The sequence below is a fragment of the Bifidobacterium boum genome (genome assembly GCF_000741535.1).
Classification (GTDB): domain Bacteria; phylum Actinomycetota; class Actinomycetes; order Actinomycetales; family Bifidobacteriaceae; genus Bifidobacterium; species Bifidobacterium boum.
This window is the reverse complement of sequence record NZ_JGYQ01000016.1, coordinates 399,378-423,912: the sequence shown is the minus strand read 5'-3', so window position 1 is coordinate 423,912 and position 24,535 is coordinate 399,378. Positions and strand designations below refer to the sequence as shown.

Below are 24,535 nucleotides of genomic sequence, written 5' to 3'. Positions count from 1 at the left end.
GCGGCACAGGGAGGAACGATGGACGCACATCAGTGGACGATTACCGTGATCGTCGTGGTTGTTGCGATGCTGGTACTGGCGCTCGCCGTCCTGCTTGGGTACCGTTGGGGACGCCGCACGGGTGCCGGGAAGCATGGGGACGCCGGCAACGGCAATGCTCTCGCAGCACGTTCCGCTGTACCTCGTGCGAACGGTGACCATGCCGGTTCCCGTGACGGCTTGCGTGGGGTGTCGAGCGTGTTCGGCGAGGGCACGGTTCGTGCGGCTGAAGAACAGTTCATCAACGTAATGCCTGACATGCTTGTCATTGTGGATGACGGCGGTCGCATTCGATATGTCAGCCCGGCCGCCCGTAATCTCGCGCTTGTCGGCGATACCGGCTTTATCAATGACGATCTCGCGCAGGTTGCCGCCATGGTTGCGGCTGACGGGCAGACGCGTGACCGGGAAATCACAGTAGATAGCCATGAGCGCCAGAGTGGGGACCATCCGGGACGTGGCGTCAAAGCGGGCACGGTGAATCCGGCGCGGCAGCGTCATCTGCTCATCCATGTCGGTGCGATTGATGGGCATCGTGTGGCCGTGTTCATCCGTGATATCAGTGAACGCCGCCGCTTCGAGATGATGCGTCGTGATTTTGTGACGAACGTGTCGCATGAGTTGAAAACCCCCGCCGGAGCTATTGCTTTGCTTGCGGAAACGATCACGGATGCCGCGGACGACCCGGATGCGGTGCGCTATTTTTCGGGCCGGATTTCCAAAGAATCCGAGCGTCTGACCAATCTGGTGCAACGGCTTATCGAATTGCAGCGTGCGGAAAGCACGTCGGGGGTCGCGTCAGCGCAGCAGGTGGACGCGTTGGATGTGGTCAAAGATGCCGCCCAGCAGAACGCCGTGCAGGCGGAACACAAGCATATTGATATCCGGGTGACGCATTCGGGCGGGCCTGCTGTGGTGCGTGTGGATCGTCGCGCGCTCACCACGGCGGTGAAGAACCTGATTGAGAACGCAATCCACTATTCGCCTTCGGATACGACGGTAACAGCCGATGTTGCGCGGCATGACGCCGAAGGCACGGTGACGATTCGCGTCATCGATCAGGGGATCGGCATTCCTGAACAGTCGTTGGACCGCATTTTTGAACGGTTCTACCGTGTCGACCCGGCTCGCTCGCGTGATACCGGCGGCACGGGTCTTGGCTTGGCGATCACCAAGCATTGTGTCGAGGAGTGCGGGGGCACGATTTCAGCATGGTCGCATGAGGGGAGCGGATCGACGTTCACCATTGAGCTTCCATTGGACGGTGATGCCGACGAAGCTGATGCGAGTGATGGTGCGGGTGCGAGTGCCGGTGATGCCGTCGATGCGGGTGCCGCCGGCGCTGCGCTCGCGGACGATCATGCGCAGCCGCTTGAGCGGGCGAATAAGGCTGAACAGCTTGGAACAGTGGAACAGACAGGAGCAGAAACAGCAGTATGACACGCATTCTGATTGTCGAGGATGAGGAATCCTACCGTGAACCGTTGGTGTATCAGCTGACGCGTGAGGGCTACGATGTCGAGGCCGCGGAAACCGGTGAGGAAGGTTTGGAACTGTTTACGCGCGGCGGTGCCGACCTGGTGCTGCTTGACGTGATGCTTCCCGGCATCGATGGCATCGCGTTGTGCCGGCGTATTCGTGAGCAAAGCCGCGTGCCGATTATCATGTTGACCGCGAAAAGCGCGGAAATCGACAAGGTTGTTGGACTGGAAATAGGTGCGGACGACTATGTGACCAAGCCGTATTCGTTCCGCGAGCTGTTGGCACGTATTCGTGCGGTGTTGCGCCGCAACCAGTCGGCGGCGCAGACGCCGGGCGCCCAGGATGATGATGTTGCGCTGGTGTGCGGTGATATCACCATGCATGTGGGCGAGCATCAGGTCACGGTGCGCGGGCAGGATGTGTTCTTCCCGCTCAAGGAGTTCGAGCTGCTGGAGTATCTCATGCAGAACAAGGGTCGTGTCATGACCCGCCATCAGCTGATCGACCGTATTTGGGGCTCGAACTATGTCGGTGACACCAAGACCTTGGATGTGCATGTCAAGCGTGTGCGCGCCAAAATCGAACCCGACCCCTCCCACCCCCAATACCTGACCACCGTCCGAGGTCTGGGCTACAAAATCGACACCCCCACCACCAAATAACCCTCCCTCTCCGCTTCTGCCGACACTGAGTGGTCGGTGAGTGTCGGCAGAGGGTTTTGCCGACGCTGGGGCGCCTGTGAGCGTCGGTAGAAGGTGGGGGAGAGGAGTGCTTGTCTCCGCTGGCCGCTCTGTGAAGCTTCCTGCGATATCGACAAGAGTTCATCTTCCGTTCACCTGATTTGGCCCGTAGCCCCCACAATCTCCCATAGGCTTGAAGTGTCATGAATGGAAAGGTGCCATGTTTATGATGCGGGGCGGCAGCCCCGAGGCACAAGGCGGATTTCCGCCCGATGTGATTTCAGAGGGATTTGAAGACATGCGTAAGAATTTGCTTGTACGTTCCATCGCCGCTGTTTCCGGTGTCGCCATGCTTGCGGCACTTGGCGCCTGCGGAAACAACGAGCCCGCATCCGGCAGCTCCAACGCCGCCGGAAAGTCTGCATCTTCCGCCGAGAAGATTTCCGGCGAATTCCAGGGTGCCGGCGCTTCCTCACAGCAGTCCGCTGTTGAGGCGTGGATCGCCAGCTACCAAGCGCAGAATCCGGATGCGAAGATTTCCTACAATCCGAGCGGTTCCGGCGCCGGCGTGAGCACCTTCCTCACCGGTGCGACCGCGTGGGCCGGTTCCGACGCGTCGCTGAGCGATGATGAGGTCCAGCAGTCCTCCAAGGTGTGCGCTTCCGGCACAGCATTCGATGTTCCGGTGTACATTTCTCCGATTGCTATCGTATTCAACCTGAAGGGTGTTTCCGGCAAGGATAAGCACCTGAACCTCGACGGCGAGACCATCGCCAAGATTTTCGACGGCAAGATCACCAAGTGGAATGATGACGCGATCAAGCAGCAGAACCCGAAGGTTGATCTGCCTGACACTGCGATCACGGTGGTCCACCGTTCCGACAAGTCCGGCACTACCAAGAACTTCCTGAGCTATGTCAAGGATGTCGCCCCGGACAACTGGAGCTACGATTTGAGCGAGAACTGGCCGAATGAGGTTGGTCAGGGCGCCAAGGGCACGGATGGCGTGATCAACACTGTCAGCCAAGCTGATGGCACCATCGGGTACGCTGACGCTTCGAAGGCCGGCGATCTGGGCACCGTGGCCGTGAAGGTCGGCGAGAAGTACGTCCCGTATTCGGCTGAAGCCGCCGCCAAGGTCGTGGACGCTTCCCCGCTCGACGACACCGCCAAGGGCGACAACCGCGTGGTGGTCAAGCTTGATCACGCGACTAAGGCTGATGGCGCCTACCCTGTGGTTCTCGTCTCCTACGATGTCGTCTGCCCCACGTACAAGGACGCCAACACCGCGAAGTTCGTGAAGTCCTGGCTCACCTACGTGATTAGCGAGGATGGCCAGCAGGTTGCCGCCGATAACGCAGGCTCCGCTCCGATGAGCGACACGCTGCGTGCTAAGGTCACCAAGTCGATTGACGCGATCGAAACGAAGTGACTTCCAGGCAGCCTGTCAAGTGCGGCCGTTCGAGTAGGTTTCGTCCGGTTCGGACAGTCGCACGCCTGACAGACGGTAGTATCGAACGTGGAATGATGTAACGGTTTCAGGCTGCGTCCCGGCTGGTTAAGCGGGAGCGGCCTGAATCCGGTTCCACCATGTACCCGGTTTCGGGTGTCAGCCCGTAAGGAGAACCAGTGAGTTCCGAGAAATCCACCCTCGACCAACCGGTCGGCGGCAAGTCAGCGGACAAGATATTCAAGTGGATCGCGTTCGCATGCGGCGCGTTGATCCTTGTTGTTTTGGCTGCGGTCTTTCTCTTTCTTTTCTTCCGCGCCTGGCCGCTGATCGGCGGCGACCAGAACGCCAATAGGGCGACGATTGAGTCGTTCACCGGCGGTAAGGCGCATAATTTCTGGCAGTATGTCGGCCCGCTCGCGTTCGGTACGGTACTGGTTGCGGCGCTCGCCTTGCTGATCGCATTCTTCGTATCCGTCGGCATTGCGTTGTTCATTTCGCAGTACGCGCCGAAGGGTTTGGCGACCGCGTTGAGCATGATTGTCGACTTGCTGGCCGCTATCCCGTCGGTGATTTACGGCTTGTGGGGCGGTATTGTGCTAGTGCCTGCCATCTACCCGTTCTGGAATTGGGTAGCGAAGTATCTTGGCTGGATTCCGCTGTTTAAGGGTCCGGCCGCGAATCCTGCACGTACGGTCGCTACGGTTGCCGTGGTGTTGGCGGTCATGATTTTGCCGATTATCACGTCTATGGCGCGTGACGTTTACTTGCAGACTCCGCGCCTGCAACAGGAGGCGGCGCTCGCGTTGGGCGCTACGAAGTGGGAGATGATCAAGCTTGCAGTGTTGCCGTTCGGCAAGTCGGGCGTGGTGTCTGCTTCAATGCTTGGTTTGGGTCGTGCGCTGGGCGAGACGATGGCGGTGCTGATGATTTTGTCGCCTGGCTTGCACTACTCGTTCAAGATTTTGCAGGCGTCGCAGAATCAGACGATTGCCGCGAATATTGCCGCCCAGTATCCGGAGGCGAATTCGTTGGGCGTGTCCACGCTGATAGCAACCGGTCTGGTGCTGTTCCTGATCACGTTTATCGTCAATTTCATCGCCCGTAAGATCACGCAGAAAGTGAGTGCATGATGTCTGCTTCGCAAGAGTATGCGCAGGCTGCCGGCGAGTCGCTGATGAAGGACGCTCCGGTCATTGATTTTGACAAGTTCCAGCCGACTCGTTCGATGATTGCCCGCCGTAAGCGTAAGGATGTGGCGATGGGCGCGCTGATTTCGGTCGCGTTCATTGTGGCGTTGATTCCGCTGTTTTCCGTGTTGTGGACGACGATCGCCAATGGTGTGAAGCGTCTGAACTTGAATTTCCTGTCGTACAACATGTCTGGCGTGATTGGCGGTCAGCCGACCGCGTCCGGCGGGTATGGCGGTATTCAGCATGCGATTATCGGCACGCTGGAGATTACGTTTGGTGCGCTGGTGATTTCTGTGCCGATCGGCATCATGTGCTCGGTGTTTCTTATCGAGTATTCGCGTGGCGGTAAGTTCGCGAAGGCGATCGGCCTGCTCGTTGATGTGATGAGCGGCGTTCCGTCGATTGTCGCCGGCCTGTTCGCGTTTTCCATGTTCACGATTCTGGTTGGTCCTGGCACGTTCAACGGTTTTGAGGGTTCGGTCGCCTTGTCGCTGCTCATGATTCCGACGGTCGTCAAGTCCAGTGAGGAGATGCTTAAGATCGTGCCGAACGATTTGCGTGAGGCTTCGTACGCGCTTGGCGTGACCAAGCAGCGGACGATTACGAAGATCGTGTTGCGTACCGCTTTGCCGGGTATTGTGTCGGGCGTGATTCTAGCGATTGCGCGCGTGGTTGGTGAGACGGCTCCGCTGCTGATGACGGCGGGCTATATTTCCACGACGAACGTGAACCTGTTCAGCGGCCAGATGACTACGCTGCCGGTGTATGTGTATCAGGAGTACAGCAAGCTGAAGGTCGCGTGCCCTGCGCATGCGAGTGCCGCATGTGTTACTGATATTCCGATGCAGCGTGCGTGGGCTGCGGCTCTGGTGCTCATCGTGATTGTGCTGATTTTGAATCTTATCGGTCGTTTGGTCGCCCGCGTGTTCGCGGTGAAGGCTGAGCGCTGACATGCGCATCCGCATGTGCGTTTTCAGTAATTTCCGAACTATTGAAGGAAAACAATGGGACAACGTATTGATGTCAAGAATCTGAACATCTATTACGGCGATTTTTTGGCTGTTGAAGATGTGAACATCAACATTGAGCCGAATAAGGTGACGGCATTTATTGGTCCGTCCGGCTGTGGCAAGTCGACGGTGTTGCGCACGCTTGACCGTATGCATGAGATCATTCCGGGCGCTCATGTCAAGGGTGAGGTGCTGTTGGAGGGTCGCAACCTGTATGACAAGGATGTTGATCCGGTGGCTGTCCGCCGTGATGTGGGTATGGTGTTCCAGCGTCCGAACCCGTTCCCGACGATGTCGATTCGTGAGAATGTGCTGGCTGGCGTGAAGCTCAACAATAAGCATTTGAATAAGTCGGATGCTGATGATCTGGTTGAGTGGGCGTTGCGTGGCGCGAACCTGTGGAATGAGGTGAAGGATCGTCTGGATAATCCGGGTATCGGCTTGTCTGGCGGTCAGCAGCAGCGTTTGTGCATTGCGCGTGCTGTGGCTGTGCATCCGCAGGTGCTGCTCATGGATGAGCCGTGCTCAGCGCTCGACCCGATTTCGACGCTCGCCGTGGAGGATCTGATCAACGAGCTGAAGCATGATTACACGATTGTGATTGTGACCCATAACATGCAGCAGGCGGCCCGTATCGCTGATTACACGGCATTCTTCAACTTGAAGGCCGTAGGTCAGCCCGGTCATCTCGAGTATTTCGCCGACACGACCACGATGTTCAACAACCCCCAAAACGAAGAAGCCGAACGGTATGTATCGGGACGTTTCGGCTGATTTATCAGCCGAAACGTAGCGGCAGCCCGGTGGGCTGTCGCAAGCCGGCTTCAGCCGGTCAGAAAGTGTGGCCCCGCGCGTGCAGTGCGGGGCTCAATAATTGCACGTGAGGCTGATTCATCAGCCAAATCGTAGCGGCAGCCCGGTGGAATCTTCATAACTCGTTGTTCACATGCATCAGCTTGAGTTGTTGAGACTTTTTCCTCAATAACTCCTTTCATGCTCAACAACTGGAGAATTATTGGGATTCCACGGCGATTGCCTGTTCAAGCAAACCGCATCATTCCGCCATATTTCATCGATTGGTGGCCGCCGTTTGCCCTTCCGCCTCTCGATTTCTCCGCGGCGGGGCATAAAATCGAGAGTTGTTGAGACTTTTTTCTCAACTTCTCTTAATCTTGAACTTCGATGGGAAGATATGGAGATGCTCCTATTCGCGTGTTCTTGTCAGGCCGGCATCATCATGATGCCATAGGTGATGAACGGTGCATTACCATGGCCGTGCTACCGGTGTGAATCGCGTTGGCGTGCCTCTCAGCTCCAGTGCTCTCGCAACTGAGAAGGCGAAGTTTGCTCGTGCTTCATCTGTGGCAAGGGCGGTGGCGTCGATGACGAATACTTTCCAATCATTGTTTTGGAGAAGATTGCGTTTTTGATGATCATTCATCCATTGTGCACGTTGGGTCCGGTGATGATCTCCGTCATATTCGATAGCTATTTTCGCGGTTCGCCATGCCAAGTCCACGGTCACGGGTGCGCCGGATGTGAAATGCAGGTCTCTGATGGTGATATTGCATTCAGGTTCGGGTAGGCCGTGCCGTGTCAGGGCCAGCCTGGTTCTTGTTTCTTGCGGCGAGAGGGCGGTTCCTGTGATATGCCGGTATGCTTTCTGGCATTGGCTTTTTCCACGGTATCGTTCTGGGCGTTTGATGAATTCCCCGAGTGCTATACGTACTACAGATTGTGTGCTAGTGAGGTCGGGTGCCATGCTGTGCTGCGCGTGCTGTAACCGCCCGGCGAGTTCTTCACTTAATCGGACGGTGATGTTCGATCCTCTGACATGTATAGGGGTTCCGGGATCCGGGATTCCTACGGTGATGGCGTCTGCAAGTAATTGGATGATGGCATCTCCCATGATGATGAGCTGTTCGAATGTGCTTGTGGCGGCCATTTGCGCCCATGCGTGAAACAGGTCAAACGCGTAAAGCTTGGGCAGAATGGGGACGAGTGATTCCGCGCTGCCGATGATCCATTGGTGTGGGGTGATTCCTGCTTTCCATAGTTTGGCCATGCCTGGTACGTCGACGGTTTGAATCGCGGATTTGTTGCGGCATTGTGCTGGTGTGGGGATGTATTGGAGGATGAGGGCGGTGTGGTATCCGACGATGAGTGGTTTGTCTGTCCGCTGGGTGGCTTGTTCGCATGATTGTTTGATGATGGCGTGGCGTGCATGCAACTGGCTATGTAGGGTGGGGGTGTCGTGCTGTGTATTGGTGTTTTGCATGATGCGTCCTTTCTGTACTGTTGTTTGCGCTACGTTAGGTGATGTGGAATCCGCGAAGCCACGGTGCCCGCTTGATGTGGTCGGAAGATGCCTTGTCGTCTTCATGACTTCTCCGCGTGATATGGTGAACGCGTCTGCGGCTTCGGCGCATGGCGCGGCTCATTCATGACGCCTGTCTGCCCGTCCGCGCGCAAACTCAAGTATCCGACCGATTGATTCAAACAGTAGAGAGAAGAGAGCAGAACTTATGGAGAAGTTCTTCCATCTCAAGGAGAACGGCACCACGGTATCCACTGAGATTACCGCTGGTTTGACCACGTTCTTCGCGATGTCGTATATTATCGTCGTCAACCCGCAGATTTTGCATCAGACGGGTATGCCGTGGGGCGGCGTGTTCCTTGCCACGATTATCGCGGCGATTATCGGCACGCTGGTGATGGGCCTGTTCGCGAATGTCCCGTACGCGCAGGCTGCGGGCATGGGCTTGAATGCGTTCTTCACGTATACGGTGTGCTTTGGCTTGAAGTTCACGTGGCAGGAGACCTTGTGCATGGTGTTCCTGTGCGGCTTGATTAACATCATCATCACGGTCACCAAGATTCGTAAGATGATCATCCAGGCGATTCCTGAGGTCCTTCAGCATGCGATCGGCGGCGGCATCGGCTTGTTTGTGGCGTATGTGGGCATGCTTAATGTCGGATTCATCACGTTCACCCCGAAGGACACGAAGGCCGCCGGCAAGGGGCTTGCCACTGCTGCCACTCCGGGCCTTGCGACGCTGAATAACCCGACGCTGTGGCTGTTCCTGATTGGTTTGCTGCTGGCCATTGTGTTCACGGTGACGAAGGTGAAGGCCGGCTTGCTGCTGACGATTATCATCACTGCGATTATCGGCATTCCGATGGGTCTGACGACGATGTCGAATTCCGTGTCGATCGGTGAGACCTTCTCTCAGCTGCCGACCACGTTCGGCGCGATTTTCAGTGCGAAAGGCTTCCCCTCCCTGTTTTCCGACCCGGCGCGTATTCCACTGGTGCTGGTGACGATTTTCGCGTTCTCTATGTCTGATACCTTCGACACGCTGGGCACGTTCATCGGTACGGGACGCCGCAGCGGCATCTTCTCCGACGAGGATGAGAAGGCTCTGGAGAACGGTTCTGGCTTCAGCTCGAAGATGGATCGTGCGCTGTTCGCCGATTCCATCGCCACGTCGATCGGCGCGATTTTCGGCACTTCGAACACGACGACGTACGTGGAGTCCGCGGCGGGTATTGGTGCCGGCGGTCGCACGGGGTTGACTTCCGTCGTGGTGGCGATCTGCTTCGCCCTGTCCGCATTCCTGTCTCCGGTGATTTCCGCTGTCCCGTCCGCTGCGACGGCTGGCGTGCTGGTGATTGTCGGTTGCATGATGGCGGCAAGCCTGAAGGAAATCGCGTGGGATAACATCGAGGATGCGATTCCGGCGCTGTTCGCCGCCGTGTTCATGGCGTTCTCCTATTCGATTTCGTATGGTATCGCCGGCGGTTTCATCACGTACTGCATCGTGAAGACCTGCAAGGGTAAGGCCAAGGAGGTTCATCCGGTGATCTGGGTGGTCTCTGCGCTGTTCATCCTTGATTTCGTCTGCATGGCGGTGCTCTGACCGTAGAGCGGTGAATTGCCGGCGGGTGTCTGCCGGGGTGTTGCGGGGCTGTCGCGTTGCGGCGGCCCCGCTCGCTATGCCGCGGGGATGGTGTACCGTGGGGAGGATTCGCTGTGGGAGATACGACGGGAATCTGGGTGGTGCCGGCGTGTCGTTTTTTCTGAACGCTGTAACGGTGTGGTAAGGCTGCCAGATGATTGAGACCAAGCGTTCGACGAAAATCATTTGGCGGGGCTTCACTCAAGGAGGTGGAGCGGGTATCCGGCAGGCGAATGAGGAGGGTGACACATGGTGAAGCCTTGGAAGGCGAGGACCCCGAAGCACAGTGGTGGCGGGGCGGCCAGGGCTTCCGCTTCGGCGTGGTAGGCTTCGGCTCCCAGTTCCGCCCTGCCGAAACGGATAGTGAAGGAAACCCTACCAGCGTGCTGGCTGTGCGCGGTTTGGACAAATCGGGCATTTTCCAGTTGATGACCGACAAAGGCATTGATGTTGCGGCCTGGGGACCGGGCAGGACAAGAACTACGGCGGTGGCTGGGTTGGTTACCCTAGCGATAGTCGAGAATTCCATTACAAGGCGACGGTACCGTCTAATTCATCAGTTTCCCGTGAATGGGGCAAATCTAAGGACCCCAAATACACCTCTTTGGCACTGGTGTCAAAAGGTACTCGATTTTGAAAACAGGTGGGACACGCTCGATGGCGAGGGCCAGAACCCTTCCACCTCCTTCAAGATCAACGGTGTCCAATACGCTAACTTCGGCACCGATACCCTGACACAATCATTAGAACTCGCCGGCTTCAAGGCCAATGGCACCTACACCACGGGCAGTGCGCCGGTCCTGGACGAGGAGGGCCTGACACGGTCAAGTATGATTACTTCAAGCATGAGGTCTACAACACCCAGACCGTTGACAGCTACAAGTTCAAATTCACCAGCGGTGTGAACGAGAAGCTCATCACCCTGACCGGCGATGGCGAATCGTCCCTGCAGATCTTCAACGTCAAGGCCTCGGATCTGTCGAACGGCACATACTCCGGTGTCGATTTCTGGTTCCGCAACATCCCCGACACCGCATCCGTGGTGGTGAACGTGGTCAACGATGACGGCACCCCAACAAGCACGAACACCGTGGACTTCCACAACGGCTGGCGCATATGGTGGGGTGGCGACGCGAGCTCCAATATCACTGATTCCGACGTGACGGAAATCGGCGGGTACTACTCCTACACCAAGTCGGGCAACGATAACGAGCCTAGCATATATGCCAAGCGTGCCCAGCAGGTGCTCTGGAACTTCCCGTACACTACGCAGCTGACCATCCGCGGCGGCCAAGGCTCCGGCACCCAGACGGTGAAATCAAAGGACGGTGTCATCAAGACCACCAATCAGATGACCACGAGCGACGACCCTGCGGCGGCGTGGATCGGCAGTATTTACGTGCCCAACGGCGGCTTCCAGTCGCATGTGTCCACCAACGGCCGCGTGTATGTGGGCGGGGACTTCGAGGTAGATAACCCCACGCCGGTGAAATACACCGACGGCAGCCTGTTCACCAATTTCGAAGGCGGCAACTCCGCGTCCGTCATCGATATGGACCAGGAACGCCATAACCTGCCGTGGAACGCGTACTACACGCAGGACAGCTCCGCCATAGGCTGGGGCAAAGTCGACAACTCGACTAACGAAACGCTCTCGGGAGCCTCGTGGAGTGTATACGGCTCACTCGAGGACGCGAAGAGAGGCACCAGCGCCATCATCTCGGTGACTGACAACGGCAGTAACGATTGGTCCACCGAGGAAGGCAAGGTCGTTGTCAAAGGGCTCAAGCCGAACGCGAACTATTTCATCAGAGAGACGAACGCGCCGGAAGTACCGGCCCAACACCAACATCTATACCGTTCAGACCCTGCAGAAAGGCGATGCCAACGTTAATTTCCTGACGTCGTTGGTGTACGACAAGACGGTAAACAAGTCACCACTTCCGATGACCAGATGATGCACTCCTTCACAGCCGCTGACGGCCGTACCGCTTACGCGATCGGCGACAAGAAGAAGGGCGGCAGCGTCAGCTGGACGAAATACGCCAGCGGTGACGATTCGAAGACCGGACTCGCCGGATCAAGCTGGACCCTCACGAAAACCGATGCCAGTACAGCCACCAGTTGGACAGTGAACGACAACACCACTGCCGCCACCGGCATTACCCTGACCCAGGGCGACACCACGGTCAACGCCGTCAATGTCAATTCGTTGACGGTGACAAGCGACGGTTCCACCGTGGCCAAAGCCTCAGGCGACGCTGACAAGACGGTGGGCGCCGAGGCGGACGTCAAAATGTTCGTCAACAAGACGCAACTGTTCCAAGCGACTGTCGACCCGAACACCGTGGCAACCAGCTGGTCCGCGTTGGATCCCGACATCGTCTCGGTGAGCGGCTCTGGCCTGGTGACAGCCAAGAAAACCGGAAGCACCACGGTGGTCGCCACCGCGGGCAACAAGTCGGTCCGGCTCCATGTCACCGTCATCGACGTCGACAGCTCCAAGATGGTGGTCTACTTCCATCACACGGAGTCCGGCTGGACGGGTGACGTCTACCTCAAGTACCAGAAGAATGACGGCACGTGGCTGGCTGTCGGCAACTATGTCAAGATGAAGCAGGCCTCCTGCAGCGGCGATTACGTGTACGCCATCATCGACAAGGCGACTTCCGGCAAGCAATTCCTGTTCTCGAACAACAATACGAATGACAGCACGGCGAACTGGTACAAGGCCACCGGCAACGCGAACTTCTCGTTCACCGGCGGCTCCGCCATTACCGTGGGCGTCGGCAAGGCGACGGATGGCGCCCCGGACGGGACCAGCTGCCCGACCGAAGTGACTTCGGACCTGGTCGATTCCCAGACCACTACGGCCGCGGCGAAGACCTCGGGGACCGTTATCAATGCGACAGGCAAAACCTTGTCAACCGGCACCGGCACGTCGCATGCCTCGGATGCCGTCGTGAGAACCACGATGGACAGTGCCAAGCCGTCCCCGCGCCTGGCCGCTGACACCGGCACGTTGGAAGACACGGACAGCGGCGTCGGCAAGTTCACCGTGAAGGATCTGGACGACGGCACGTACACGCTGAAAGAGGCGACCGCGCCTAAAGGGTATACGCTCAACACCATGTCGTACGGCTTTACGGTCAAAGACGGCAAGGTGACTTGGGCGGATGGTGTCGCAAGTCTTGTTGCCGACGGTGTGCTTCAGGTACCCGACACCCCGACCGTGGTGACGTGGTACAAGGTCGACGGCAGCAACGCGAACGATCCCAGCCATTCAGACAAGCTTGCCGGCTCACAATGGCAGGTCGCCGATGCGGCGGGTGACGTGTTCTGCCTCGCGGACAACAACGCGCAGATCGATGCCTCGCGCTGCGTCGGTAACGCGACCACATACCAGGATGCGGATGGCACGGATGGCGTCATCAGCGTCATCGTCGCGCTGGTCGCCCTGTTCGCGGTCCGCGCCCGGCGCCCGTGTAGCGCCCCCGTGCCATACCCCCTGCGGCCCCGGGATACGGAACCCTCCGCATCCCCGGCCGCAGGGCTCCACGCATTCTCCAGACCGGAACCATATTGCGCAACCCTCTTGTTTGAACCGGCTACGCTGACGGGCCTGAATGTAGTTGGTCGAATATCTTCCCGAACCGGCGGCATAGACGTGCTTTCCTCCATAGGCGGACAACAGCGTCGCTTTATTAGACAACGCCCGGCGTGTTGATGCTTCATACCCCCCCCCTATGCCCATATGATGGGAAATACCTGACGGCGATGCCGATGATGGCAGCGGGGCAGGTGCAATATTGTCCGATTGCGCGACGATGAACGTTCGGACGGGCACAACGGTGTTTGTTGGGCTGTGCGGAAGAGATGAATAACGAAGGAGCTATCATGAAGGCTTCATGGAAGAAGTTCCTCGCGGGTGTGGCCGCTGCGGCCATGACCGTAGGAGGATTCGCATTGGGTGCGGGTACGGCGATGGCGGCCATCGGCGGAGGAAGCTCCGACGACAATCCCCTCAAGTCAACGACCACCGATACCACAGCCAGGATCGCCGTACGCGATGATTTCTACGAGAGCCACGCCGACCGGTACAAGGCGTACTTGGTCGCGGCGTACGACATGGACAACGTGAAACCCGCGGCAGCGAATACCAGCTATCTCGATATCGAGACACTCAAATACACGCAGGGCGACCTTCCCGATGCCACGCTCAAGACGGCGCTCACGGCCGCCGGTGTGGACAGCTCGACCCTGACCGACACCGACGCGATCTACTCCGCGCTCAAAGCCGTGGCCACCCAATCCCCGGACGCGCCATACGGCTACACCGACACCACGAACCCGGGCAAGGGCGTGGCGACCGAGCGCAAGTTCGCGGACGCGCTCGGCTCGGCGCTTGACGCGATGAGCTCCGCGGACCTGGGCAAACTCAAGTCCACGAAGATTACGCCGGTCGGGCAAGACACGTTGATGGACACCGGCACGCTGAAAGACGATAACAGCACCGCGGTCCCGAAGACGGGCCTGTACCTCGTGTGGGACACCATGAAGGACACCACGGACAACATGGAGACGTCCACACGCTCCGTGCCGATGCTCGTCTCCTCAACCCTGTACAAGGCGCCGAACACCGTATACCCGGGCCTGTGGCTCTCCGACGGCAATCACACCAATGTCAGCGGCATCATCGACGTCAAGAACACGTTTGGCGACGTGCTCAAGCAGGTGGTGGAGAAAGACGGTACCACACCGAACCTGAACCCTTCATATTCGATTGGCGATATCGTGACCTTCCAGCTGCAGACCGCTATCCCGAATTACGCCGGCTACACGAAGAACACCGATACGACGGCGGCGGACGCGCGCAAGCTGCTCGTCACCGACACCTTCGAAAAGAACGCCCACACCAAGATCCCGTTCAGCGATCCGAAGGTCACCAGCGTCAAGCTGTACCGGGCGAATAATGTCACGGGCGTCTACGAGGAGCTGAAGAACGGTGCATTGACGCCAGATACCGATTACACGGCGGCGCCCACTACGGTCAGCGACACCGATAAGACGGTCAACGGCATGACAATCGACTTGGCCAAGCTGGTCAACGGCGACGGCACCACTGCAGCGGGAGCCACATGGCAGACGAACGACTCCGTGGTAATCACCCTGACCGCCACCTTGAACAAGGACGCGTTCGTCACGAATACGGCCGGCGCCGAAACCACGGGCATCGACCCGAACGGCAACGCGAACAGTGTGAAGGTCGACTTCTCCGACCATACCGCCACCGGGCATCATGAGGTGCTTGGCCCGACGGTGAACGTGTACTCGTTCAAGTTCAGCCTCGTCAAGCAGTACCGCAAGGACAACACGCCACTGCGGAACGCTCAGTTCACGGTCAAGAGGTCCTCCGACGGCAAGTATTTGACGCTGTCGGACGGCGCGTGGGGCACCGTCGACAACGAGCCGACCGCGGATACCGCCTATCCCACTAAAGCCTCGCCTGATGAGAAAACGCTCAACACACTCAACGGGAGGGGTGTCTTCCTGACCAACGACAAAGGCAAAATCGACTTCAACGGCCTGGAGGAAGGCACGTACACGGTCCACGAGATCAAGGCGCCGCAGGAGTACTTCCAGAACGCACTGCCGTCGTTCGACATCACCATCGACCCCACATACACGAAGGATGACAGCAACGGGAGCCAGACCATGTTCGACGCGAGCCCAGATGTCGTATCCGGCGATCACATCCTCACGACGCTGGAATACAAGTACGGGAAGAGCAATGGCTTGGTGACTGCGGCTGATGGTCCGGTGACTGTGACCAAGAACACCTCGAGCGTGACCGTCGACAACGTGAAGTCCATCACCGAGCTGCCGAAGACCGGTGCCGCGGGCATCGCGTTCTTCACCGTGATCGGCGTGGCGGTTGTCGCGCTGGCGGGCGTGTTCGCGGTCCATGCCCGCAAGGCCTCCCGTCTGGCCTGAACGCGTATGACGTGGTAGCGGCGCGCCCGGCGCCCGTGTAGCGCCCCCCGTGCCATACCCCCTTGGAGCCCTGCAGCCCCGGATATGGAACCCCGCATCCGGAAGCCGCAAGGCTCCACGCATTTCCTCTCCCGTCTGCCTCTACCGACGCTGACACCCTTCTCACCGTCGGTAGAGGGTGGCGGGTTGTTCGTCTGATGTCGCTCGCCGTCATCATACGGTAAGGTTGTAGCGGAAGGAGCGGCAATGCGACACAACCAACACCGCGGGCACACCACGGATCAGCAGGACGCCAGCAACGTCAGCCGCCCAGACACACCATCCACCCCTGGCGACACGCAAACCGAGGCCGCGCCATCCGGCACGGCATCATCCGGCGCCACGGCATTCGTCCCCAACCCGGGCACCATGCCCGAACTGTTCGCACCCGACCACGCCGAACGCATGCGCAGGGCCCGCTCGGCACGCCTGCAGGCGCGCATATTCACCGCCATCGCCATCATCTGCGCCATCGTCGGCGTCTCCATCATCGGTTACCCGTATCTGTTGCAATTCATCGACCACCAGCATCAGGCCCAGCTCGCCGCGCAAGTCGACAAGAACGTGAGCGGATGGCCATACCCGCAAGCCAAGGAAGCGCTTGCCGCGGCTCGCGCTTACAACAGAAAGCTCGCCGCCGAAGGCCAGCCGACCATCGGCGAGGCGCAGGATCCGTTCACCACCGACTCCGGCCGCTCCACCACCAACGACGACAACGATTCGATGTCAGCGCAGGACGCCACGTACATGAGCCTGCTCAATGCGTCCAACGACGGCATCATGGGCTCGATCGTCATCCCGAAAATCTCCGTGAACCTGCCCATCTACCATGGCACGAGCGCGAACTCCCTGAACCGCGGGTCCGGTCACCTGTACGGTACGTCGCTGCCGGTCGGCGGCAAGAACACCCATGCCGTGCTCACCGGACATCGTGGCATGGTCAACGCGCTGATGTTCACCCGTATCGACGAGCTCAACAAGGGCGACGACTTCTACGTCAAGGTTATGGGGAAGACGCTCGCTTACCAGGTGGACTCGATCACCGTGATCCTGCCGACCGAAGGCGACCGGTATCTGCGCATCAGACCCGGCGAGGATCGCGTGACGCTCATGACGTGTACCCCGTACGGTGTCAACACGCATCGTCTGCTGGTGTCGGGCCACCGCGTGCGCATGCCCGTACCCGCCCCCTACCCGCAGGACGCCCGTGGCGACTCCCGCCTGCTCGGCGTCATCATCACCGCCGCCGCTCTCGCCATCACCCTCATCGGCTGGACGGTGCTGCACCGCAACAACCGCTGGATGCCCATCCAACACACCACCAACCGCCACGGCTACTGACCCGACACGCCGGCGTCCCGCTAGTCCGCATCATCGCATACACTAACCATCCGTAAACCACAGACCGTTGGTGTGGCCGTAAGGTCACCGAAATTGGCATGCCAAGCCAGCGCAGGTTGAGAAAGCCGCTTCGGCGGCATGTGTGCTCTGCCTGCGTGCAGAGCTTTTTTATTGCGTTCATAACCGCATAGGCTCGGTTCGGCGGGACGATTTCGGCAGTCAACGGTTGACTTAGGAAGGAACGCCATGAAGAGGCCCGAAAAGGAAGCGGTGATTGCCGAGCTTACGGACAAGTTCCGTAATGCGGACGCAATTTACCTGACCGAGTACCGCGGGCTTACCGTTCCGCAGATTTCTGATTTGCGTGAAAAGCTAGGCCGCGATACTTCCTACGCTGTGGCTAAGAACACGCTGGCTCGCATTGCTGCAAAGGAAGCCGGTATCGAGGGGCTCGATGAGCTGCTCGCCGGCCCGACCGCCATCACCTTCGTGAATGGCGACGCCATTGCCGGTGCGAAGATTCTGCGTGACTTCGCCAAGAAGAACAAGGCTCTCATCGTCAAGGGCGGTTTCTACGACGGAACCGTGTACGACGCCGAGGGCACAAAGCAGCTGGCAGACCTCAAGTCTCGTCCGGAACTGCTTTCCGAGATGGCCGGCGCAATCAAGGGCACCATGTCCAAGGCTGCGTACCTGTTCACCGCACTGCCGACCAAGGCCGTGCGTACTATCGACGCTCTGCGCGAGAAGCAGGAAAAGGCTGCCTGATTTCGCGCGGGCTCGCCCGTTACGATATCGGTATCTCAACAACAATAGAACATGTAGGCCGCGGGACACCAACCCAAAACCAACCCGCTGCCATGATTGAAAGGAAGCCATTATGGCTAAGCTCAGCAATGAAGAGCTCCTGGATGCGTTCAAGGAAATGACCCTCGTCGAGCTTTCTGAGTTCGTGAAGGCCTTCGAGGATGAGTTCGACGTCAAGGCTGCCGCTCCGGCCGCCGCTGTCGTCGCTGCCGCTCCGGCCGCTGGCGATTCCGCTGAGGAAGAGAAGACCGAGTTCGACGTCGTCCTGACCTCCGCTGGCGACAAGAAGATCCAGGTCATCAAGGCTGTCAAGGCCATCACCAACCTCGGCCTGGCTGACGCCAAGAAGCTCGTGGACGAGGCTCCGAAGCCGGTTCTCGAGAAGGCCAAGAAGGAAGACGCCGAGAAGGCCAAGAAGCAGCTCGAAGAGGCTGGCGCCACCGTCGAGCTCAAGTAATGACTGCGGCTTGAGCCGCATCATTGAGCTTGAGTGTTTCAGCGTAACGACCCCGTATCGTCCCCCGTGGGCGGTCGGGGTCGTTTGTTTTCTCACCAGTCATCCCGCCACATCATTGAACGACCATCATTCTGCTTCTGCCGACGCTGGCGGCGGCTGGCCTCGCCGACGCGTTGCGTGTTCGCCTATTGCGTGGGACTTGTCAATACATGCGGGGAATTGAGCGAAAATAGTGGAGGCATGGCACAATGGCAGATAGTGTGCACATGCGCGTATAAGGCGAAAGGAAGGCCGCAAGGTGACGGAGCAGCGATCCGGGCAGCAGTGGATCATCAAGGTCAATGGCGCCGAGCAGATGGATATCAAGCCGGGAGAAAGCCTGGAAATCGGGCGCAAACCCCTTCGCCCGCTCGCCGATGATGGTCATCGTCGTTTTGAAATCGTTGATGAAGGGCGCTCCATGTCGAAGCGCCACGCCCTGCTTACCGTACACGATGACGGCACGGCCGACATTCGCGACCTCAATTCCACGAACGGCTCATATATGATTCGCGAGAACGGCGAGTTGACGCGTCTGCAAGCTGAAGTCGATTTCCAGCTCCCGTATTCGCCGATTCGTCTGCAATTCGGCGACGTACCCGTTGATTTCATTCGCGTTGAAGCGCAGGAGCATACCGAACCGGAAGTGACCGACCTGTTCGCGTATGCGCGTGATGGTGCCAAGCAGGAGCCTGATCCGGCTGACATGTCCGTTGACGATATTCTGAACTTGCGTGCGGGCGAGCCGACGGCAATGTTCAGCTCGCAGAATGTGGCTGATCGTCTTCGCCAACTGCGTGATGCGTCCTTGCAGGTACCGCGGCTCGCGGGAACGGAACCGGCGGTGGACGAGCCGCAGCCGGCCGGTGAGGGATCCCAGCCTGATCAGCAAGCCCAGCCGTCAGATACGCATACTCGTACTCCGGCGGAACCGCAGGATACTGTCCCTGTAACCCAGCATACGACTACGCAGCCGGCGAGCGCTCAGCCTACGCAGCCGGCGACACCGATGCAGCCGGTCGTTCAGCAAGCCGCGTCAGCCCAGCATACCCAGACTGTCGGGCCTACCCAACCAACTGCGACTGTTGAACCCGCCGTTGAGATGCGGCCGCAACCGTTTGCTGCGGCTGTGCTGCCTGATGCCGTGGTGACGGCAACCCAGCAGCGTCAATTCGCCCAAGAGCATCCGATCCAGGAGCTTCCACTGGTTGTCCAGCCGGGAACGCCGGTTGAGACCGGTCCGCGTGACTTGTTCGCCGATGCCGAAGAGCACAGCAAGGAGCTGGAACAGTTGCGTGAGCAGCAGCTCAAGCGTGAGCAGGAGGCCGAGCTCCAGCGTCAGGAGCGCGCCCAGCGTGAGGAAACCGAGCGTCAGGAGCAGTTGCACGCTAGGAATGCCCAGCCGGTCCAGTCGGCTGCGGACGCTCAGCCTGTCCAGCCCGAGCAGTCTGTCCAACCGGCACACCCCGTGCAGCCAACCCAGCCCGCACAGGCTGCTGAACCGGCTCAATCACCGCAACCCGTGCTGCCGGTGCAGCACCCTGCACCATCCGCTGATTCCGAACCATCCGATGCGTCGGCAGAGCCCGTCACCCCCGTCAAGCCGAGCGAACCCGCACACCGCGACGATTCCGTCGTGTCGGTTCATGACTTGTTCAGTGCCATGCCGCAATCCGGCCGCACTGCCCAGCCGGCCCAGCCGGCGCAGCCTGCCCCACAATCCAATCCCGCCATCGTTCAGCCTGATCAGTTGCCCAATGGCCAGGATTACAGCCGCTTCGCCCGCCCGGTGAGCTCCGATCCGGCCACGGCGGCACAGACGGCAGCCGCCGGCTCAACCCCCTCCGTTCAGGCCTCGGACGCCCAGCAATCCCTGCAATCCCAGCAATCCGCCCAACCCCAGCAGACCCCGTTCAAGCCGGTGTTCGAACCCGGCTCGGTGTTCGACCGTGTTTCCCGCGGCGATTTCGACCATAAAGAACCACAGATCGAAGTCGGCGGTTTCACTGCGGCGCAAGCGAAAACCACCACCGACTACACTGATCAGTTCCAGATTGCGCGGCACGCCCAACTGTTGCCGTTCCTTGCGATGAACCCCACGCTGTACGATGACCTGTACGCGTGGCTCGCCGCACAGGGGAATGCTGATGTCGATGCGGCGCTCGCGCACAATCAGGGCTATCAGGAATACCGCAAAGCGGTAGGAAAGTGAGTCGAGGATGAGCGAATTCACCCAATCCGATCAGGCGCTGCGCCAGATGCGGCGTTGGCGGGACGACTATCGTAATTCGCTGGCACCGTCTCCGCTTGAAGATATCAGCCAGTTGTCCGCCCAACTTGACTTGACCCATGCCCACCCGTCGGGTATCGCCCAGCTGTTCGCCAGCGGCAAAGCGCCGCTCGATTCCCTGTTCCGCGACACCGGCATGTTGCGTGCCGCCGGGCGTCGCCTGGAACGCGTGTACGAGGATCAGACCGCGAAAAGCCGGATCAGCGGCGTCGCGGAACTGTCCATGGTTGTCGGCGTAGCCACGTGGTCCGGCAAATCCGTGCCTGTCCTGCTGTACCCGGTGGACGTGACCCGTAAGCCGGGCGGCGGTGAAACCGACGCCACGATCAAATTCACCGGACGTGGCAGACTCAACCCCGCGTTTGTGACCGAATTGCATGATCAGGGCGTCAATCTTGATGAAGACGAACTGTTTGACGGTTCGAACTACGACAATGGCACGCCGGAAACATCCGCCGTGTTCGCGGCGATCGAGAAGCAGGCGCGACGGGCGTTCGCCGACTTCGATATTGACCGGTACATCATCGTCGGCTGTTTCATGGATCCGAGCGCGCAGATTCTGCTGGAAAGCCAGCGGATTATCGACGCGTTGCGTAAGGGGCCGACCGGTAATACCATGCTTGATGCGCTTGCCGGCGACGCCCAGGCGATTCACGATATCGAATCCGACAAGATTCCCGAATACAGTCCCTTCGATGGCGACCCGCATGCCGAATACGAGGTTGGCGATGTGGACAACACGGTGCGATATGCCGCGAATGTTGTCGCCGCAGGGCATTCCATCGTTTTGGATAGTGAAGTCGGCAATGGCAGTGCGGCGCAGGCCGCGGCCATCGCCTCGCGTTGCATCATGAACGGTCGTTCGGTGCTGTATGTGCCATGCGTGGCCGAGCAGAAGCGCCGGTTCACCAAAATCATGGGCAGTAATGTCATTGGTGATCTGGTGCTTGATATTGCCGATGAGCAGGGCAATCTTGCGATTGACAAGCAGCTGATCGCCGCGGTCGGCTATCGGGCGGGCAATGCGTCAAGCCGCTTCGACCAGCTGTCTGACGAGCTGGTCGGCGTGCGTTCACGCCTGACCCGCTATCTGGGCGACCTGCACGGGGTGAATGAGCGTTGGGGCGTGTCCGCGTACCAGACCATCCAGAATCTCGCCAGTATCGCGACCTTGCCGACCCATCCCGCCACCCACGTGCGATTGAGCGACACCGCGGCCCGCACGTTGAACGGGCATATGGATGAGTGGGCGAACAAGCTGCGTGCCGCAGGCGAGCTTGGCGAATACACCGTCGGCCCGGATGATACCGCGTGGTATCAGGCGTCGCTGACCACTGAGGAGCAGGCTGTCAACGCGTACCAGCGTGTGGTTGATTTGATGCAGAAGCTGCTGCCTGCAACCCGCGAGCAGGTTGCGACCACCGTGCAGACTTGCGGGTTCCCGATCCCCACCACCGCTCAGGAGTGGGGTCGGCAGGTCACCGTGCTCAAGAATCTGCGTCGCGTGCTTGACGTGTTCCAGCCGGAGATTTTCGAACGCGATATCGATTCGATGATTGAGGCCAGCAAGTCGAAGCAGCAACGCAAGTCGGAAGGCTCTGATCTGGGGTTCTGGGAACGTCGCCGGCTGGTCAAGGAAGCCAAGAGCCTGCTTCGCGTGGGCGCGCAGGTCGAGAATCTGCATGATGCGCTGGTTGTGGTCGCCAAGCAGTCCGAGCAGTGGCATCTGTTCGTGCCTCACGGCGGATGGCCTGTCCTGCCGCCGAAACTGGACACGATTCTCGAAACACAGGACGCCCTGATGCGTAATATCACGTCCTTGGACGCTGTGCTTGCCACGACACCCAAGGGCGGCAATCTTGAATCCCTTGATTTCAACACGCTGGAAGAGCGTCTCAAAGCCTTGTATAACGACCATATGGCGTTGGACACGCTGCCTGGACGCTGCCTGCTTGAGCAGGAGTTCAGGTCAGTCGGTTTGGATGAGCTGGTTGATGATCTGCGTGCCCGCCGCGTGCCGGTTGAAGCGGTGGAGGGTGAACTCCAGCTGTCGTGGTGGACGACCGTATTCGAGGATATCGTCAAACAGTCTGCGATCATCTCGAACCAGGATGGTTCCGCCTTGCAAACGGCTGCGGACCGGTTCGGCCAGGTCGATACCGAGCATGTGCGTTCAATCGGCCCGATGATTCATCAAGAGTCGCTGCGCAAACTGTGCGACTTGCTGTTTTCCAAGACACAGGAAGCGAATCAGCTGCATACGGTGCTCGCCGGCGGCCCGAACACGCCGTTGGGACGTGTATTGCGTGACCATCCGCAAATCATGGCTTTGGCCAAGCCGGTACTTATGGCGACCCCGTCCACGCTCGCCGCGCTGACTGACCCCACGCCGTTGGCGGATGTGGCGATTATCGACGCTGCCGCCCACATGCCGGCCATTGAACTGCTGTCCATCATCTGCCGCGCCCGGCAGGTCGTCATCATCGCGCATGATGCGACTGTGACCTCGCCGAGTGTGAAAACGCTGATCGGCTTGCTGCCGCATGTCGAGGCCCGACCGCGGTTGACCCGCCGCTCGCCGCGCTTGTCCGCGTTCCTCCAGGAAGCAGGTTACGGGCCGGTTCGCCGAGCCGTCCCGACTGAGGGGATGCAAGGCATGGTGCGTCTGCATCGGATCGAGGCGACCGGCGTGCCGGTCATTTCCTCAGGGCTGGTGGAAAGCAGCCAGCAGGAAATCGAAACCGTGACCAAACTGATTTGCAATCGGGCGAAATCCTTCACTGTGGTCCCCGTATCCTACGTGCTCACCGTGGTCACGATGACTGAAGTGTTCCGTACCCGCTTGGGCGCCGAACTCAAGTCGCTCGCCTCCAAAGATAAGACCATGGGGCGTTTCCTGCGCCATGTGCGGCTTATCAGCCTTGATGAGGTCGCCGGTGCGCAAGCGACGGACGTCATCGTTTCCATGTGTTACGCGAAAACCACGCACGGGCGTCTGATCCAGCAGTTCGGTCCGCTGGAAGGCGACGGCGGCAAGGGGATGCTGCTTGACGCGTTGGCGCTCGCCGACCGTAATCTTGATATTGTCGCCTCCTTCGGTCCTGAAGATATGGATGATGAGCGGTTGCACCAGTCCGGTCCGCGTCTGCTCAAGCAGTTGCTGTCGTGGGCTTCGACGCTTGACGCGACGGCTGTCCGTCCGACACCGGTTCAGGTTGCTGACAATGTGCTGTTCAATGATCTCGCTCAGCGTGTCAAGGCGCGCGGGCTGGAGGTCGCAGTGGATTACGGGTTCAGCGACGGTGTGCGTATTCCGCTGGTGGTCGGCGCGAAGGGCAAGCCGTTTGCGCTTGCCGTGCTTACGGATGACGCGCAGTTCATGGGTATGCAGTCCACGCGTGAACGTCACCGTCTGCTCCCGCAGGAGCTTGCCCGGCTTGGCTGGTCGGCGATGACGGTGTGGAGTGTCGCCGCGTTCGTGAACCCCGATAAGGAAGTGGACCGTATGGTCGCCCGTATCGGCACGTTGTATAGGGAGGCGTGATGGCGCCCGCGTATGATCCGCATCGGCGTACCCCGCGTCGCCACCACCGGGTGACGTTGCAGGGTACGGAGCGTTTTGATGCGGATGGTGTCAAACTTGAACCGTCCGACACCTTGACCGCTGAACAGCGTGCCGCCGATGACGATCAGCGGATTCTGGGCGAACTGCCGCCTCATTGGGCGGTGTTCAGCGAGCGCGGGCACTGACGTGT

General features: G+C 59.3%; 18 protein-coding genes. 17 read left to right on the top strand and 1 reads right to left on the bottom strand.

What is annotated here, in order from left to right:
• The first annotated feature begins 18 nt into the window (after positions 1–18).
• The 6 genes from BBOU_RS07695 (at position 19) to pstB (ending at position 6,628) form a co-directional block, all read left to right on the top strand.
• Positions 19–1,479: a sensor histidine kinase gene (locus BBOU_RS07695; protein WP_051616602.1), complete on the top strand. Its 1,461-nt coding sequence runs from the start codon at positions 19–21 to the stop codon at positions 1,477–1,479.
• Positions 1,476–2,183 (top strand): response regulator transcription factor, encoded by a 708-nt coding sequence (locus BBOU_RS07690; protein ID WP_026502439.1) that lies wholly within the window; start codon positions 1,476–1,478, stop codon positions 2,181–2,183. Before BBOU_RS07695 ends, BBOU_RS07690 begins: the two co-directional genes overlap by 4 nt.
• A gap of 316 nt (positions 2,184–2,499) precedes the next feature.
• Positions 2,500–3,633: a phosphate ABC transporter substrate-binding protein PstS gene (gene pstS, locus BBOU_RS07685; protein ID WP_026502438.1), complete on the top strand. Its 1,134-nt coding sequence runs from the start codon at positions 2,500–2,502 to the stop codon at positions 3,631–3,633.
• A gap of 197 nt (positions 3,634–3,830) precedes the next feature.
• Positions 3,831–4,784, top strand: a complete 954-nt coding sequence (gene pstC, locus BBOU_RS07680) for a phosphate ABC transporter permease subunit PstC (RefSeq protein ID WP_026502437.1) — start codon at positions 3,831–3,833, stop codon at positions 4,782–4,784.
• Positions 4,781–5,794, top strand: a complete 1,014-nt coding sequence (gene pstA / locus BBOU_RS07675) for a phosphate ABC transporter permease PstA (protein ID WP_026502436.1) — start codon at positions 4,781–4,783, stop codon at positions 5,792–5,794. Before pstC ends, pstA begins: the two co-directional genes overlap by 4 nt.
• 54 nt (positions 5,795–5,848) lie before the next feature.
• Entirely contained in the window at positions 5,849–6,628 is a 780-nt protein-coding gene (gene pstB, locus BBOU_RS07670) for a phosphate ABC transporter ATP-binding protein PstB (RefSeq protein WP_026502435.1), read from the top strand.
• Positions 6,629–7,118: 490 nt separating this feature from the next.
• On the opposite strand, the gene BBOU_RS07665 is transcribed toward pstB, so the two are convergent.
• Positions 7,119–8,132, bottom strand: coding sequence for a putative endonuclease domain-containing protein (locus tag BBOU_RS07665; RefSeq protein WP_026502434.1), 1,014 nt, complete (start codon positions 8,130–8,132; stop codon positions 7,119–7,121).
• A 247-nt stretch (positions 8,133–8,379) separates the two neighbouring features.
• On the opposite strand from BBOU_RS07665, the gene BBOU_RS07660 reads away from it, so the two are divergent.
• The 11 genes from BBOU_RS07660 to BBOU_RS07610 all read left to right on the top strand — a co-directional run bounded on the left by BBOU_RS07660 (position 8,380) and on the right by BBOU_RS07610 (position 24,530).
• Positions 8,380–9,774 (top strand): NCS2 family permease, encoded by a 1,395-nt coding sequence (locus BBOU_RS07660; protein ID WP_026502433.1) that lies wholly within the window; start codon positions 8,380–8,382, stop codon positions 9,772–9,774.
• A 299-nt stretch (positions 9,775–10,073) separates the two neighbouring features.
• A complete protein-coding gene (locus tag BBOU_RS09315) occupies positions 10,074–10,718 on the top strand; it encodes a hypothetical protein (RefSeq protein WP_161788236.1) in 645 nt (214 codons plus the stop codon).
• Entirely contained in the window at positions 10,715–11,707 is a 993-nt protein-coding gene (locus BBOU_RS07650; RefSeq protein WP_026502431.1) for a choice-of-anchor A family protein, read from the top strand. The genes BBOU_RS09315 and BBOU_RS07650 overlap by 4 nt, the downstream gene beginning before the upstream one ends.
• 60 nt (positions 11,708–11,767) lie before the next feature.
• On the top strand, positions 11,768–13,540 hold the full coding sequence (locus tag BBOU_RS07645; protein WP_026502430.1) for a SpaA isopeptide-forming pilin-related protein: 1,773 nt from the start codon (positions 11,768–11,770) through the stop codon (positions 13,538–13,540).
• A gap of 170 nt (positions 13,541–13,710) precedes the next feature.
• Positions 13,711–15,807, top strand: coding sequence for a SpaA isopeptide-forming pilin-related protein (locus tag BBOU_RS07640; RefSeq protein WP_026502429.1), 2,097 nt, complete (start codon positions 13,711–13,713; stop codon positions 15,805–15,807).
• A 246-nt stretch (positions 15,808–16,053) separates the two neighbouring features.
• Positions 16,054–17,187, top strand: a complete 1,134-nt coding sequence (locus tag BBOU_RS07635) for a class C sortase (protein WP_051616601.1) — start codon at positions 16,054–16,056, stop codon at positions 17,185–17,187.
• A gap of 246 nt (positions 17,188–17,433) precedes the next feature.
• On the top strand, positions 17,434–17,955 hold the full coding sequence (rplJ, locus tag BBOU_RS07630) for a 50S ribosomal protein L10 (protein ID WP_026502428.1): 522 nt from the start codon (positions 17,434–17,436) through the stop codon (positions 17,953–17,955).
• 112 nt (positions 17,956–18,067) lie between these two features.
• Positions 18,068–18,451, top strand: coding sequence for a 50S ribosomal protein L7/L12 (gene rplL, locus BBOU_RS07625; RefSeq protein ID WP_015451001.1), 384 nt, complete (start codon positions 18,068–18,070; stop codon positions 18,449–18,451).
• A 298-nt stretch (positions 18,452–18,749) separates the two neighbouring features.
• Positions 18,750–20,702 carry a variant leucine-rich repeat-containing protein gene (locus BBOU_RS09465; RefSeq protein ID WP_051616600.1) on the top strand — a complete coding sequence of 651 codons (1,953 nt, stop codon included), beginning with the start codon at positions 18,750–18,752 and terminating at the stop codon, positions 20,700–20,702.
• A gap of 7 nt (positions 20,703–20,709) precedes the next feature.
• A complete protein-coding gene (locus BBOU_RS07615) occupies positions 20,710–24,324 on the top strand; it encodes a PDDEXK-like endonuclease domain-containing protein (RefSeq protein ID WP_026502427.1) in 3,615 nt (1,204 codons plus the stop codon).
• Entirely contained in the window at positions 24,324–24,530 is a 207-nt protein-coding gene (locus tag BBOU_RS07610; protein ID WP_033490122.1) for a hypothetical protein, read from the top strand. The genes BBOU_RS07615 and BBOU_RS07610 overlap by 1 nt, the downstream gene beginning before the upstream one ends.
• The last annotated feature ends 5 nt before the right edge of the window (positions 24,531–24,535 follow it).

Excerpts from the sequence above, each read along its gene's own strand:
- BBOU_RS07610 (WP_033490122.1), top strand. The coding sequence starts at position 24,324 with ATGGCGCCCGCGTATGATCCGCATCGGCGTACCCCGCGTCGCCACCAC.
- BBOU_RS07690 (WP_026502439.1), top strand. The coding sequence starts at position 1,476 with ATGACACGCATTCTGATTGTCGAGGATGAGGAATCCTACCGTGAACCG.
- BBOU_RS07660 (WP_026502433.1), top strand. The coding sequence starts at position 8,380 with ATGGAGAAGTTCTTCCATCTCAAGGAGAACGGCACCACGGTATCCACT.
- BBOU_RS07645 (WP_026502430.1), top strand. The coding sequence starts at position 11,768 with ATGATGCACTCCTTCACAGCCGCTGACGGCCGTACCGCTTACGCGATC.
- pstB (WP_026502435.1), top strand. The coding sequence starts at position 5,849 with ATGGGACAACGTATTGATGTCAAGAATCTGAACATCTATTACGGCGAT.
- BBOU_RS07640 (WP_026502429.1), top strand. The coding sequence starts at position 13,711 with ATGAAGGCTTCATGGAAGAAGTTCCTCGCGGGTGTGGCCGCTGCGGCC.
- BBOU_RS07615 (WP_026502427.1), top strand. The coding sequence starts at position 20,710 with ATGAGCGAATTCACCCAATCCGATCAGGCGCTGCGCCAGATGCGGCGT.
- rplJ (WP_026502428.1), top strand. The coding sequence starts at position 17,434 with ATGAAGAGGCCCGAAAAGGAAGCGGTGATTGCCGAGCTTACGGACAAG.
- BBOU_RS07665 (WP_026502434.1), bottom strand. The coding sequence starts at position 8,132 with ATGCAAAACACCAATACACAGCACGACACCCCCACCCTACATAGCCAG.
- rplL (WP_015451001.1), top strand. The coding sequence starts at position 18,068 with ATGGCTAAGCTCAGCAATGAAGAGCTCCTGGATGCGTTCAAGGAAATG.
- pstA (WP_026502436.1), top strand. The coding sequence starts at position 4,781 with ATGATGTCTGCTTCGCAAGAGTATGCGCAGGCTGCCGGCGAGTCGCTG.
- pstS (WP_026502438.1), top strand. The coding sequence starts at position 2,500 with ATGCGTAAGAATTTGCTTGTACGTTCCATCGCCGCTGTTTCCGGTGTC.
- BBOU_RS07635 (WP_051616601.1), top strand. The coding sequence starts at position 16,054 with ATGCGACACAACCAACACCGCGGGCACACCACGGATCAGCAGGACGCC.
- BBOU_RS07695 (WP_051616602.1), top strand. The coding sequence starts at position 19 with ATGGACGCACATCAGTGGACGATTACCGTGATCGTCGTGGTTGTTGCG.